The 13216-nt window shown below is 65.2% G+C and carries 9 protein-coding genes and 1 tRNA gene; 3 read left to right on the top strand and 7 right to left on the bottom strand.

The window, feature by feature from the left end; translation table 11 throughout:
* Nucleotides 1–94: 94 nt before the first annotated feature.
* The 3 genes from ACFQ4G_RS03470 to ACFQ4G_RS03460 all read left to right on the top strand — a co-directional run bounded on the left by ACFQ4G_RS03470 (nt 95) and on the right by ACFQ4G_RS03460 (nt 3437).
* Nucleotides 95–1396: a YeaH/YhbH family protein gene (locus ACFQ4G_RS03470; protein WP_238203499.1), complete on the top strand. Its 1302-nt coding sequence runs from the start codon at nt 95–97 to the stop codon at nt 1394–1396.
* Nucleotides 1397–1492: 96 nt separating this feature from the next.
* On the top strand, nt 1493–3067 hold the full coding sequence (locus tag ACFQ4G_RS03465; RefSeq protein WP_238203501.1) for a SpoVR family protein: 1575 nt from the start codon (nt 1493–1495) through the stop codon (nt 3065–3067).
* A gap of 112 nt (nt 3068–3179) precedes the next feature.
* Nucleotides 3180–3437: a PilZ domain-containing protein gene (locus ACFQ4G_RS03460; protein WP_238203503.1), complete on the top strand. Its 258-nt coding sequence runs from the start codon at nt 3180–3182 to the stop codon at nt 3435–3437.
* Nucleotides 3438–3652: 215 nt separating this feature from the next.
* Here the strand turns inward: ACFQ4G_RS03460 and ACFQ4G_RS03455 are convergent.
* The 7 genes from ACFQ4G_RS03455 to ACFQ4G_RS03425 form a co-directional block, all read right to left on the bottom strand.
* Nucleotides 3653–3729 (bottom strand) — tRNA-Pro (locus tag ACFQ4G_RS03455).
* Between the two features lie 195 nt (nt 3730–3924).
* A complete protein-coding gene (locus ACFQ4G_RS03450; protein ID WP_238203505.1) occupies nt 3925–7134 on the bottom strand; it encodes an efflux RND transporter permease subunit in 3210 nt (1069 codons plus the stop codon).
* Nucleotides 7135–7274: 140 nt separating this feature from the next.
* On the bottom strand, nt 7275–8423 hold the full coding sequence (locus ACFQ4G_RS03445) for an efflux RND transporter periplasmic adaptor subunit (RefSeq protein WP_238203507.1): 1149 nt from the start codon (nt 8421–8423) through the stop codon (nt 7275–7277).
* Between the two features lie 143 nt (nt 8424–8566).
* A complete protein-coding gene (locus tag ACFQ4G_RS03440; protein ID WP_238203509.1) occupies nt 8567–8890 on the bottom strand; it encodes a rhodanese-like domain-containing protein in 324 nt (107 codons plus the stop codon).
* Nucleotides 8891–8996: 106 nt separating this feature from the next.
* A complete protein-coding gene (locus ACFQ4G_RS03435) occupies nt 8997–10082 on the bottom strand; it encodes a class I SAM-dependent methyltransferase (RefSeq protein ID WP_238203520.1) in 1086 nt (361 codons plus the stop codon).
* Nucleotides 10079–10963 carry a prolipoprotein diacylglyceryl transferase gene (lgt, locus tag ACFQ4G_RS03430; protein ID WP_238203528.1) on the bottom strand — a complete coding sequence of 295 codons (885 nt, stop codon included), beginning with the start codon at nt 10961–10963 and terminating at the stop codon, nt 10079–10081. The genes ACFQ4G_RS03435 and lgt overlap by 4 nt, the downstream gene beginning before the upstream one ends.
* Before the next feature lie 88 nt (nt 10964–11051).
* Nucleotides 11052–13202, bottom strand: a complete 2151-nt coding sequence (locus tag ACFQ4G_RS03425; RefSeq protein WP_238203530.1) for a methyl-accepting chemotaxis protein — start codon at nt 13200–13202, stop codon at nt 11052–11054.
* Nucleotides 13203–13216 lie beyond the last annotated feature (14 nt).

The raw sequence follows: 13216 nt of genomic DNA, 5'->3' as shown, positions 1-13216 counted from the left end.
ACAGGGACGGGGATGGGACGGCGGGCGTAACACGCTCCGCCGGCAACGGTCGCCGAACCTGCAGAGGTCTTGAAGGCGAGGGCGAAAACACCGGATGCACATCGTCGACCGTCGGTTGAATCCAGGAGGCAAGAGCCTTCCGAACCGCCAGCGCTTTCTGCGCCGGGTCAAAGACATGGCTCAGCGCGCCGTGCGCGAATCCGCCCGAGAGAAAGACATCAAGGACCTCGGCAAGGACGGTCGGGTCACGGTGCCCGGAGACGGCGTTCGAGAACCCCGCTTCAGCCGCCAGTCCGGCACCGGACTTCACGATTACATTCTCCCGGGCAACAAGACCTATGTTGAGGGCGACCGGATCGAGCGTCCGCCGAGCGGGGGCGGGGGAAAGGGCTCGGGGCAGGGTGGAGAAGGCTCGGAGAACAGCGAGGACGCCTTCCATTTCGTGCTGACGCGGGACGAGTTCCTCGAACTCTTTCTCGAAGACCTCGAATTGCCCGATCTCGCCAAGCGCCGGCTTTCGGTGGTGGAGACGGAAGGCCTACGCCGCGCCGGCTACACGGTGTCGGGCTCGCCAGCCAATCTCGCCCTTACGCGTACTCTGCGGAATTCCATGTCGCGCCGGATCGCGTTGAAGCGACCGAAGCCCGATGAGATCGCGGAACTCGAGACACGGATCGCCGATGCAAAAGGCACGGACCCGTTGCTCCCAGACATGAAGCTCGCCCTGGAGGCTCTGCGCGAGCGCACCCGGCGCATTCCCTATGTCGACCCGATCGATCTGCGTTACCGCCGCTTCGAGCCTTATCCACGCCCGATCGCGCAGGCCGTCATGTTCTGCCTCATGGATGTTTCGGGCTCGATGACCGAGCACATGAAAGATCTGGCCAAGCGTTTCTACATCCTGCTGCACATCTTCCTGACGCGGCGCTACCGACACGTAGAGATCGTCTTCATCCGCCATACCGATAAAGCCACGGAGGTGGACGAGGAGACGTTCTTTGGGTCCCGCGAGACCGGCGGCACGCTGGTCTCCTCGGCTCTGGTGGAGATGAAACGCGTCATCACCGAGCGCTACAATCCGAACGACTGGAACATCTACGCGGCGCAGGCCTCCGACGGCGACAACGTATCGAGCGACGGCCCGACCTCGACGGAACTCCTGCGGGCGCATATCCTGCCCTCCTGCCAGCACTTCGCCTATCTCGAAGTCGGGGACGAGAACGGCCCCCGCGCCGGGTTCGTCGAGCACCGCACGACCCTGTGGCGCACCTATGAAGGCCTCGCCAAATCGGGAGGTGCCATCGCCATGCGTAAGGTCAACCACCGCCGCGATATCTATCCGGTGTTCCGCGAATTGTTCGGGCGCAAAAATGCCAGGGCCGAAGCGGAGGCTTGAGGCAAGCGGGTTGCCCCAATCTCGAGACAGCTCTCGCGCCCCGACCATTCCGCCAGAGGCTAAGTCGCCGCGGACCGCTTGGAGAGAAGGACGATTATGGTCACGAACCTTCATTTCCCAACGGCCAAGACCGACTCGGGCGGCGTGACGCCGCTCTTCACGGGGAACGACTGGGATTTCGATACGGTTCGGCGCATCCACGATGCCTGCGAGAAGATCGCCGGCGAGGAACTCGGCCTTTCCTGGTACCCGAACCAGATCGAGATCATCACCGCCGAGCAGATGCTCGACGCCTATGCCTCGATCGGCATGCCGCTGTTTTACAAGCACTGGTCGTTCGGCAAGCATTTTGCCCAACACGAGGCCGGCTATCGCCGCGGCATGATGGGTCTCGCTTACGAGATCGTCATCAATTCCGATCCGTGCATCTCCTACATCATGGAGGAGAACACGGCGACGATGCAGACTCTGGTCATCGCGCATGCCGCTTTCGGTCACAACCACTTCTTCAAGAACAATTACCTGTTCAAGCAATGGACAGATGCCGAAGGCATTCTCGATTACCTCGATTTCGCCAAGGGCTTCATCTCCCGCTGCGAGGAGCGCTATGGCCATCACGCGGTCGAACAGGTCCTCGATGCCGCCCATGCGCTGATGAGCCAGGGCGTCCATCGATACCCGCGCAAGAAGCGGCCCGATCTCGCCTCCGAGCAGCGCCGCGAACGTGAGCGGGCCGAGCATGGCGAGCAGATCTACAACGACCTCTGGCGCACGCTGCCGCAGAAGACTGCCGGTGCGCGGCCGGACGCCGCTCTGGAGCGGCGCAAGGCATTACTGGAACTGCCGCAGGAGAACCTGCTCTACTTCCTCGAAAAAGCGGCTCCCCGTCTCCGACCCTGGCAACGCGAGATCCTGCGGATCGTCCGCCTCGTGGCGCAGTATTTTTATCCCCAGCGCCAGACCAAGGTGATGAACGAGGGCTGCGCCACCTATTGCCACTACCGGATCATGAACTCCCTCTCCGAGAAGGGATTGATCGGTGAGGCGGCCTATCTCGAATTCCTGCAGTCCCACACCAACGTCATCCGCCAGCCGAACTACAACGAACGCGGCTATGGCGGGCACAACCCCTACGCCATCGGCTTTGCCATGATGCAGGACATCGCCCGCATCGTGGAACAACCCACGGAGGAGGATCGTCAGTGGTTCCCCGAGATCGCGGGCACCGGCGACGCGATGGCGACCCTGCGCGATATCTGGGCGAACTATCGGGACGAGAGCTTCATCGCGCAGTTCCTGTCGCCGAAGCTGATGCGCGAGATGCGCCTGTTCCACGTGGTCGACGATCCCGATGAGGCGGATTTGCGGGTGGAGGCGATCCACGATGAGCGCGGCTACCGCAAGATGCGCCGCTCCTTCGCCCGCCAATACGACGTCGCCTGGCTCGATCCGGATATCGAGGTCGTCGATGTGGACCTCGAAGGCGATCGCCGGCTCATCGTGCATCACAAGGCGCTGAACCGCATCACCCTGCAGGCCGACGATGCGCGGCGGGTGCTGCAGCATCTGGCCGATCTTTGGGGCTATGACGCCGTGCTGAAGGAGGTCGACCCGGCGACAGGTGCGACCCTGGCCGAACACAGCGCGACCGCGCGGCCGATCTTCTTCTGAGGCGCTGAGCGAACCGGAGAAAGCGCCGATCCATCATATTTGATGGATTGCACAGGTGATTCCTTGGTAGGCCGCCACCCATTCTCACGACTTCGAGGGCAACGGGGTCGCGATGTTAGAGCGTCGGATTGATGAACGGCGGCGTAAGGATGAGGCCGGTCTCATCGCCATCGACGAGCACACGACGATTCCGTGCATCGTCTACGACATCTCGACGTCCGGGGTTCGGCTCACCCTCCCGGAAACGGCTTTGGTTCCTGACACCTTCATCCTGCACTCGGCCTGCATGGAGGGCATGGAAGTCTGCCGCGTGGTCTGGCGTGGGGAAGAGACTATCGGCGCTACGTTCGGTACGCCGGCCCTGACCTGACGCTCGTCCGAAGCCACGTTCCCGCAGACATCGACTATCCCGAAAGCCGGGTCTCGGCGCTAGGGGCCGGTACTCCGATCGGGGCTTCTCGACGTCGACGAGCAAAGCAACCCGCCGTCACGGCAGAAACGAAAAAGGCCGGGGACAGCGCACCCCGGCCTCAGACGTCAGGGCAGGGAAAGTCAGCCGTTTGGCTGACGTCGCTGCGTTTTTGTTGGTCGGAGTAGCAGGACTTGAACCTGCGACCCCCTGTCCCCCAGACAGGTGCGCTACCGGGCTGCGCTATACTCCGTCAAGAACTGCCCCGATGATGTCGGATCGCGTAGATTACCACTCGGTTCCCGGTCCTTGGACCAGGGCGCTGACCGGGTCGCGCTACGCTCCGACGCCCCGTGAAGGGCTGAGGGGTCTTAGCTTCACGGTCCCCCGCGCGCAACCCCTTTTCAACGGCTCCGGCACGCCGCTTCGTGTGCCGGAGCCGGTCTCGTCACGCATGGGTAGGGGGCGCGTGGGGATCGTGCTTGTCGGGTGTGGTGTCGTGCGGATCCTTGCCGCGCTTGCGCGCGACCCAGATCAGAATGTTGCGGATCGTCACGTAGAAGACCGGGGTGAGGAACAGGCCGAAGAAGGTCGCGCCGATCATGCCGAAGCACACGGCCGTGCCCAGGGCTTGGCGCATTTCGGCGCCAGGGCCCGTAGCGATGACGAGGGGCACGGTACCCAGGATGAAGGCGAAGGCCGTCATCAGGATCGGGCGCAGGCGCAGGCGGCAGGCTTCCACCGCGGCGGCGACCGGCCCTTTCTTTTCCGTCTCTTCCAGTTGGTGCGCGAACTCAACGATCAGGATCGCGTTCTTGGCCGCCAGACCGATGAGCACGATCAGTCCGATCTGGGTCAGGATGTTGTTGTCCTGCCCTCTGAACTGCACGGCACCGAGAGCGGAGAGCACACCCGTCGGAACGACGAGGATGATCGCCAAGGGAAGCGCCCAGGATTCGTACTGTGCCGCCAGAACCAGGAAGACGAGGAGCACGCCGAGACCGAACACGTAGATCGCGGTGTTGCCCGTCGCCTTCTGCTGGAAGGCGATCTCGGTCCAATCGTAGGCGTACCCCTCGGGCAGGGACTGGGCGATCTTCTCCATGGCGTCGAGGGCTTGGCCTGTCGACACGCCGGGCTTGGCGTCGCCCTGGATTGGCACCGAGTAGAACAGGTTGAACCGTTGGACGATCTGCGGGCCGGTGATCTCGCGGATGGACGCGAGCGTTCCCATCGGCACGAGCGCGCCGGTCGAGGAACGGACCTTCAGCCGCTCGATGTCACTCTTCTCCAGACGATAGTTGGCATCGGCCTGAGCGCGGACCTGGTAAATGCGGCCGAAGGTGTTGAAGTCGTTGACGTAGGCGCCGCCGAGATTGGTCTGCAGCGTCGCGAAGACCGAGGCCAGCGGCACGTTCAGCATCCGCGCCATCGTGCGATCGATGTCGATGAAGAGCTGCGGTGTGTCGTTGCCGAAGGTCGTGAACACGCGCTGGACGTCGTTGCTCTGGTTGGCCTGGCCGAGAACTTCGTTGGCCGCGGCCAGCAGTGGGCCGATGGCCGAATTCTGGCGGCTCTCGATCTGCATCTTGAAGCCGCCGCCCGTGCCGAGACCACGGACCGGAGGCGGCGGGATGAACAGAACCCGTGCCTCCTGGATCGAAGCCGTGGCCTTGAACACGTCGCCGGTAATGGCGGCGGCCGTCCTGCCGGTCGTGGCCCGCTCCTTCGCCCCTTTGAGGACGAGGAACATCACCGCGCCGTTGGTGGTGTTGGTGAAGGTCGCGCCGTCGAAGCCCGAGATGATGACGGCATCGGCGACGCCGTCGACCTTCAGGGCCATATCGGCGGCCCGTCGCACGACGGCGGTGGTGCGCTCCAGCGCCGAGCCCGCCGGCAGCTGGACCACGCCGATGAGATAGCCCTGGTCCTGCTGCGGAATGAAGCCGGTGGGCGTCGTCGCGGCCACGTGCAGCGTACCGGCGATGATCACTCCATAGACCACGATCATGCCGAGGAGGCCGATCATGCGTCCGGTCAGGAAGCCGATCGTGGCGGCGTACCAGTGCGAAAGCCTGTCGAAGCCCCGGTTGAACAGGTCGGCGAGCCAGGCAACGAACCGCGTCAGGAAGAACTTCGGCTTCGCGTGCTCGTGATGGGGCTTGAGCAGCAGCTTGCAGAGCGCCGGCGACAGGGTCAGCGAGTTGAACATCGAAATGATGGTCGAGGCCGCGATGGTGAGCGCGAACTGCTTGTAGAACTGGCCCGAGATGCCGGGGATGAAGGCCGTCGGGATGAACACCGCCGACAGGACGAGGGCGATGGCGAGCACCGCGCCGCCGACCTCATCCATGGTCTTGTGCGCAGCGTCGCCAGGCGACAGCCCCTCGGCCATGTTGCGCTCGACATTCTCCACCACGACGATCGCGTCGTCGACGACGATGCCGATGGCGAGGACGAGCCCGAACAGGGTGAGGTTGTTGATCGAGAAGCCGAACGCCTCCATTGCCGCGAAGGTGCCGATCAATGAGACCGGGATCGCGATCACCGGGATCAGTGCCGTGCGCCAGCTCTGCAGGAAGACGAGCACCACGACGACCACGAGGGCCACGGCCTCGAACAGGGTCTTGTAGACCTCGTGGACCGATTCTTCGATGAACTCCGTCGGGTTGTAGGCGATCCGGTATTGGACCCCCGGCGGGAAGTTCTTCTTGATCGTCTCCATGGTCGCCCGCACCTGCGTAGCGGCCTCGAGGGCGTTGGTCCCCGGACGCTGGAACACGCCCACGCCGACCGCGGGGGTCGAATTCAGGAACGACTGGGTGGTGTAGTCCTTCTGGCCCATCTCGACGCGCGCGATGTCCTTGATGCGCACCAAGCGGCCGTCACTGGCCTTGACGATGACCTCCGTGAACTCGTCGGGGGTCTGGAAGCGGCCCTGCGACTGGACCACGAGCTGGAAGGCGTTGTCCTTCGGGGCGGGCGGCGCGCCGAGTGCACCGGAGGCGACCTGGACGTTCTGCTCCTGCAGCGCCGAGATCACGTCCGTGGTCGACAAGCCGTAGGCGGAGAGCTTGTTCGGGTCGAGCCAGATGCGCAGGGCGTATTCGCTGCCGCCGAACACGGTGATGTCGCCAACGCCGTCGAGGCGCAGGAGTTCGTCACGGATCCGCAGGTAGATGTAGTTCGAGAGATAGTTCTGGTCGTAGGTGTTGTCCGGCGACAGCAGGTGCACGACCATCATCAGGTCGGGCGAGGATTTGCGCACGGTCACGCCGAGGTTGCGCACGTCCGGCGGCAGGCGCGGCTGCGCCACCGACAGGCGGTTCTGCACCAGCACGTTCGCGATATCGAGGTTGGTGCCGACCTTGAAGGTGACGGTCAGCTGCATGTTGCCGTCGTTGGTCGACAACGACGTCATGTAGAGCATGTTGTCGACGCCGTTCACCTCCTGCTCGATGGGCGTCGCGATCGTCGCGGCCACCGTCTCGGCATTGGCGCCCGGATAGGACGCGCGCACCACGACCGTGGGCGGCACGATCTCGGGATACTGCGCTACCGGCAGCGACTCGTAGGAGACGTAGCCGAGGATCAGGAAGATGATCGACGTCACCGACGCGAAGATCGGTCGATCGACGAAGAAGTGTGCAAAGCGCATCGGTCAAACCTCTCGCCGCAAAGGAGCCCTTGGCCACCTCGGCGGGAATGTTTCTTCGTTCGCCGTCACGGCCCCGCCAGATATCGCGCCCCTCATCGAGGCGCGGAGACTGACGCGGCCGGTCTAAGGATCGAGGCGCGTCAGGTGCGGCTCGGCGGTAGCGTCGTCGATTCGGCCGTCACCTTGGCACCGGGCCGGACGCGCGAGAGGCCGTTGACGACCACGTTCTCGTCGCCCTTCAGGCCTTCGCGGATCACGCGGTATCCATCGACCTTCGGCCCCAGCTTCACGTCGCGGGTGCTCACGGATCCGTCGTCGGCGACGACGTAGACGATACGCTTGTCCTGGTTGGCCGAGACGGCGTCGTCGGGCAGCAGGATTCCCTGAAACGGCTTCGTGGCGGGCAGCGAGACGATGCCGAACAGGCCCGGCTTGATGAAGCCATCGGGATTCTCGACCGTCGCGCGCAGCAGCACCGTACCGGTGGCGTTGTCGACCCGGTTGTCCACGAAGTCGAGGACGCCCTTGCGGGTCGGCTTGGTCTCGTTGGTGAGGGCGATGAGGATCGGAACGCCCTTGCCCTTCTGGGTCTGGCCCATGCCGATGCCGAGGGTCCCCTGGTATTTCAGGAACGAGCGCTCATCGACGGTGAAGCCGAAATAAATCGGGTCTAGGGAGACGATCGTCGTCAGCTGAGTCTGGTCGGTGATGACGATGTTGCCTTCGGTGACGAGACGCTGGCTGATGCGGCCGGAGATGGGGGCACGCACCTCCGTGAAGTCGTAGTTGAGCTGGGCCTGCCGAAGCTGCGCATCGGCGCTGTCGACATTAGCCTGGGCCGTCTGCGACGCCTGACGGCGCTGGTCGGTCACCTGCTCCGAGATGTTGCCCGAGCGGCTCAAGGTCTGGGCGCGCTCGAGGTCGGTCTGGGAGAATGTCAGGCCGGCCTGGGCGGAGGTGAGGGCTGCTTTGGCCTGGTCGAGGGCGGCCTTGTAGGGGCGACGATCGATGACGAAGAGCAGGTCGCCCTTCTTCACCGTGGCGCCGTCTACGAAATTGACCTTTTCGAGATAGCCCGTGACGCGCGCCCGCACGTCGACGATCTCCACGGGGTCGAACCGGCCGGTGTAGGTATCGGTCTCGACGATTTCCCGGACTACGGGCTTCGCCGTCGTCACCTTGGGCGGCGGGCCTCCGGGAGCCTGTGCGGAAACTGGCGACGTAAAAGTCAGAAATGCGGCTGACAGGAGGATCGCGGACGACCATCCGGATAGCGGACGCTTGATCATGTTGATTTTCCCTGCGCCCAGCGAGCTAAAGGCACCGTTCCCGTGATGTCGTGCGTTACCGCACATAACCAGAGGATCGATGGGATTGTTGGGTGGAATACCGGCCGGGCTCCGAAATCGGACACGGTTCGGACGACCGATATTCAGGATTCGACCGTCTCGCCCGCCGAATACCAGTCCTTGAAACCACCGACATAATGCTCCTCGACGGCGAGCCCGGCGGATTGCGCGGCGGCCAGGGCGTGGACCGAGCGTATTCCGGCGGCACACGAGAAGACCGGTCGACGTCCGTCCTGGGCGATCAGAGTCGACAAGGCACGTGTGTCGAAGGTCGAAAGCGGGTGCGTGACGGAGCCTGGAATATGTCCGGCCGCAAATTCATGCGGTTCCCGCACATCGATGAGCAGGATCTCGCGGGCATCGAGCCCGTGCTTGATGGTCTCCCTGTCGAGATCGACAACCTTCATTCCAGTGTCCTCGCTCGGTCGCTGCAGCGTCGCCTGTGACGCCTGTTCTTATGCGTCAGGCATCATCACGGCAAATCCCTTGGCGGGAGCGCGAGCGAGCCGGGGACTACGCAGAGAGGTCCGGAACCAGACCGGGCAGGGGCGGCATCCGCGGATCGGCGATCCCGATAGCCTTGAACAGGGTCCCCATGCCGCGCCGGCCGGAAGCGGTGAGACGAGCGACGGCCGTATCGATGGCCTCGGCCTGATCCCGGGTCGCATCGCGCTTGAGCCTGTCGGCGCGCTGGCGCAATCCAAGATTGATGAGGAATGCTCCCTGGTCCAGCGGACCGTCGACGCGTGCGCCCTCGACCGATGCCGCCCGTCCGAGGGCGGAAAAATCGACATGGGCCGTCAGGTCCGCCTCGCCGGGCGCTCCAAGCGGATTGGTGAAGCGGTGTGCCGCCACCGCCTGGAGCGTATCGCCGAATCCGGGGCGGACGTGCCCGTAATCGATGGCCAGCAGAGCGCCGCCCTTTGCGACGAGCCGGCGGCTCAGGGCGCGCGTGATATCGAGCGCCGGTCCCGGCACCGTCATCACAACGCCGATCGGCGCATCGGCGCCGATCTCACGGTCCGGCTCGGCGGCCAGACCGAAGCCGAGGCGGCCGCCATCCGGCGACACTCCGACGAGGCGCTCGCACCAGCCGCGCTCCGTCCGCTGGAACTGGCGCACGGGCAGCGCGTCGAAGAACTCGTTGGCGACGACGATCATCGGTCCGTCGGGAAGCGTCTCGATGCCGTCGTGCCATATGGCCGATACCTGGCCGAGACGGGACGCCTGGGCCGCACGCAGAACCGGGCTGGTTTCGACGAGATGGACGTTCGGTCTCAATCCCGGTGCCGCGCGCGCCAGGGCCCGCAGCGCATCCGCCATCAGCGTGCCGCGACCGGGACCGAGCTCGCCGAGGATGAGATCGCCCGGCTCGCCCATGGCGGCCCAGGTCGCGGCGATCCAGATTCCGATCAACTCCCCGAACATCTGACTGATCTCGGGCGCCGTGATGAAATCTCCGCGAGCGCCGAGGGGATCTCGGGTGCGGTAATAGCCATGGAGGGGATGCCCGAGACACAAAGCCATGTAGCGGGCGATGCTCATCGGGCCCGCCTCGACGATCTCGTCGCGGATCTCGGCGAAGAGCGGCGGGGTCATGCCGCGTCGGCCCGTACCGTCTCCTCGATGGCGTGCCGCGGTCGCGTCGCCCCGCGCGCGGCGAGAACGATGTAGGTGATCCCGATCAGGGCCATCGGCACGCACAGCACCATCCCCATGGTGATGCCGCCATAACGCCAGTCTTCGGTGCCGAACAGGTATCCGAGTTGTCGGTCCGGCTCGCGGAAGAACTCGCAGAAGGTGCGGGCCAGGGCATAGCCGAGGACGAAGATCCCGCCGAGCAGGCCGGGTTTGCGAAAGCCGAACCGCCGGACCGCGATCGCCATCACGACGAACAGGAGAGCACCTTCCGTCGCCGCCTCGTAGAGCTGGCTCGGGTGTCGCGGCAGCGGGCCGCCGGTGGGAAACACGATGGCGTAGGCGAAGTCCGGAGCGATCCGGCCCCAGAGTTCGCCGTTCACGAAATTGGCGATGCGGCCGAAGAACAGACCGATGGGCACGACGACGGCGGCGAGATCGAGGAGGGTGTAGGGGGATAGCTTTCGCGATCGGGCGAAGAGCACCATCGCCAGCACGGCGCCGAGAAATCCGCCATGGAAGGACATGCCGCCGTTGCGGATGGCGAGAATCTCCAGCGGGTCGTCGAGATAGAGAGGCAGGTTGTAAAACAGTACGTAGCCGATGCGTCCGCCGAGGACGACGCCGAGGGCGACCCAGACGATGAGATCATCGATATCGTTGAGGCTGGGGCGGCGTACGACACCCCAGTACCGGTCGGCCGCCACCAGCCGGCGCGCGTAGAACCACCCGCCGATGAGACCGGCGATGTAGGACAGCGCGTACCACTTGATCGAGATCGGGCCGATCGACACCGCCACCGGATCGATGGCGGGAAAGGGCAGGGCGAGCAACGGCGGCATCGGCTGGCCTCCAGGAACAAGGGGCCGGCTTTGGACGCGCCGAACCGCCCGCGTCAACCCTCGACCGGCGCAGGAGGCCTAGGAAGGGTCAGGCGGCCCGCACCGTCGCGAGGAACTGCCCGACCTCCGCGCGGAGGCTGTCCGACTGGCTCGACAGATCCTCGGAGGCCCGCAGGACCTTTCCGGCGGAGGTGCCGGCCTCGGTGGCCGAGCGGGCGACTTCCTCGATATCCGTGGTCATGGCGCCGGTGCCGGCCGAAGCCTGGCCCATATTGCGCACGATCTCCTGGGTGGTGAGGCTCTGCTCCTCGACCGCCGCGGCGATGCTGCTGGTGACCATGCTCATGCTCTCGATCCGGGAGACGATGCCCTGGATCGCACCCGAAGCGCCGCTGGTCGCGCCCTGAATCGCCGCCACCTGCTGGTGGATTTCGGCGGTGGCACGAGAGGTCTGCTCGGCGAGGTTCTTCACCTCGGCCGCCACCACGGCGAAGCCTCGTCCGGCCTCACCGGCACGGGCGGCCTCGATCGTGGCGTTGAGGGCCAGCAGGTTGGTCTGCGAAGCGATCTGCGAGACCATGCCGACCACGTCGCCGATCCGTGTGGCCGCGCCGGACAGGGTCCGCATCGTCTCCGCGGTGCGGCTCGCCTCCTCGACGGCCGAGCGTGACATGTCTGCGGCCTGCTCGACCTGCCGGCCGATCTCCTGCACCGTTGCGCCGAGCTCCTCGGCGGCCGCGGCGACGGCATTGACGTTGCCCGCAGTCTGATGAGCGGTGGCCGCGACCGATGTCGAACGGCGCACGGTGCCGTCCACCGTCGTGGTCATGGTGTTCGACGCGTCGTGGAGGCTCGTCGAAGCCGCCGAGACGCCGTCTACGATACGGCCCACCGAGCGCTCGAAACCATCGGCGAGTTCCCGGAGCAGGGCGCGACGTTCGGTCTCCTCGCGCGTGCGGGCGGCTTCCGTGGTGCGAAGCTGCTGCGCCGCCTCTTCCAATGAGATGTCGCGGATGGTGACGACGGCACGGGCGATCTCGCCGATCTCATCGGCGCGGCGACTGCCGGGAACTTCGTCGAGGGTCTCGCGACGGGCGAGCGCCTGGAGAGCGCGGGCGAGGGCCCCGAGCGGCCTGACGATGCTGCGGGCGAAGAGGAGGCCGAGGAGGGCGGTGGCGGCGAGAACCGCGAGAGCGGAGAGGATCAACGATCGCGTCAGGCTGCCGACGGAATGAAGTGCTTCGTCCTGGGATTGTTCGGCCACGATCGTCCAGGGCGAGCCGAGGATCGAGACTGGCGAGGTCGCGGCGAGGCGGTCTCCGTCACCGGAAGCATAGACGAAGGATTTGCCCGTCTTGATGCTTTCTGCGGCGAGGCCGATCGCAGCGGCGGGCGATCCGGCTTTCGTCGACACGTTCAGTGGGGGATTGCTACGCAGCAGATTGTCCGCACCCACCGCCATGACCTGTCCGGTAGCGCCCAGACCGTTCCTCTCGGAGAGTGTGGCGTCGAACAAGGCGGGCGTCACCCGGAGAACCAAGAAGCCGATCCGCGAGGCCGCCTGACCGGTACCCATCGCGACGTTGGCGCGACGGGAAACGGTACGGCCCAGGAAGGCGGAGGGTCCGGCCTCCGCCGGATAAGCCGCGAAATCCTGATATAGGATCGCGTCGGGCTCGGCAGCCTTCAGACGCTCGACCAGCTGCGCCAAGCCGGACTTCTGAAGCTCCGGCTCCGCCAGGCTGTGAGCGAAATCGGCGCTCTTGGTCGTGGTGTAGACGATCCGCCCCTCCTCATCGACGAAGAGAAGGTCGGCATAGCCGGGACGCTCCACGAGCTTGCGGGCGACTTCCTGCACCTTGGCATGGCGACGACCATACATCGTGCCGGTGCCTTCGACGGCCATGCGCTCCTGCGCCGTCGCAGGGCTGGTGAAAGCCTGGACCAGTCCGGCATGCTCGGCCTTGGTAGGGTCGAAGGCCTCGATCAGGTCGCCGACATTGCTGGCCACCTGGCTGTTGTTCGCGGTGGCGAGCAGATCGCCCTTCACGCGGTCGGCAATCAGTTCAAGCCCGGTCTTCCTCGCGGAGGCTGCGAATTCCAATCGCTCCTGCACGGCATCGGCAAGTCCCGCACGGGCGGAATACCAGCTGAGGCCTCCCATGAGCGCCGTACTGGCCATCGCCAGTCCCACGATGATGACTGGGAGGCGGACATTGAGACTGGTGGCGACCGACATGGGAGAGACTGCCT

Origin of the sequence: Methylobacterium marchantiae (assembly GCF_042679825.1) — a bacterium.
In the GTDB taxonomy this organism is placed as follows: Bacteria; Pseudomonadota; Alphaproteobacteria; order Rhizobiales; family Beijerinckiaceae; genus Methylobacterium; species Methylobacterium marchantiae.
Note: the sequence above shows the minus strand (reverse complement) of the source record. Positions and strands in the feature narration are given on the sequence as shown.

Bases quoted from the DNA above. Each gene is read 5' to 3' on its own strand.
- ACFQ4G_RS03440 (WP_238203509.1), bottom strand. From the start codon at position 8,890: ATGAAGGTTGTCGATCTCGACAGGGAGACCATCAAGCACGGGCTCGAT.
- ACFQ4G_RS03450 (WP_238203505.1), bottom strand. From the start codon at position 7,134: ATGCGCTTTGCACACTTCTTCGTCGATCGACCGATCTTCGCGTCGGTG.
- ACFQ4G_RS03425 (WP_238203530.1), bottom strand. From the start codon at position 13,202: ATGTCGGTCGCCACCAGTCTCAATGTCCGCCTCCCAGTCATCATCGTG.
- ACFQ4G_RS03445 (WP_238203507.1), bottom strand. From the start codon at position 8,423: ATGATCAAGCGTCCGCTATCCGGATGGTCGTCCGCGATCCTCCTGTCA.
- lgt (WP_238203528.1), bottom strand. From the start codon at position 10,963: ATGCCGCCGTTGCTCGCCCTGCCCTTTCCCGCCATCGATCCGGTGGCG.
- ACFQ4G_RS03470 (WP_238203499.1), top strand. From the start codon at position 95: ATGCACATCGTCGACCGTCGGTTGAATCCAGGAGGCAAGAGCCTTCCG.
- ACFQ4G_RS03465 (WP_238203501.1), top strand. From the start codon at position 1,493: ATGGTCACGAACCTTCATTTCCCAACGGCCAAGACCGACTCGGGCGGC.
- ACFQ4G_RS03460 (WP_238203503.1), top strand. From the start codon at position 3,180: ATGTTAGAGCGTCGGATTGATGAACGGCGGCGTAAGGATGAGGCCGGT.
- ACFQ4G_RS03435 (WP_238203520.1), bottom strand. From the start codon at position 10,082: ATGACCCCGCCGCTCTTCGCCGAGATCCGCGACGAGATCGTCGAGGCG.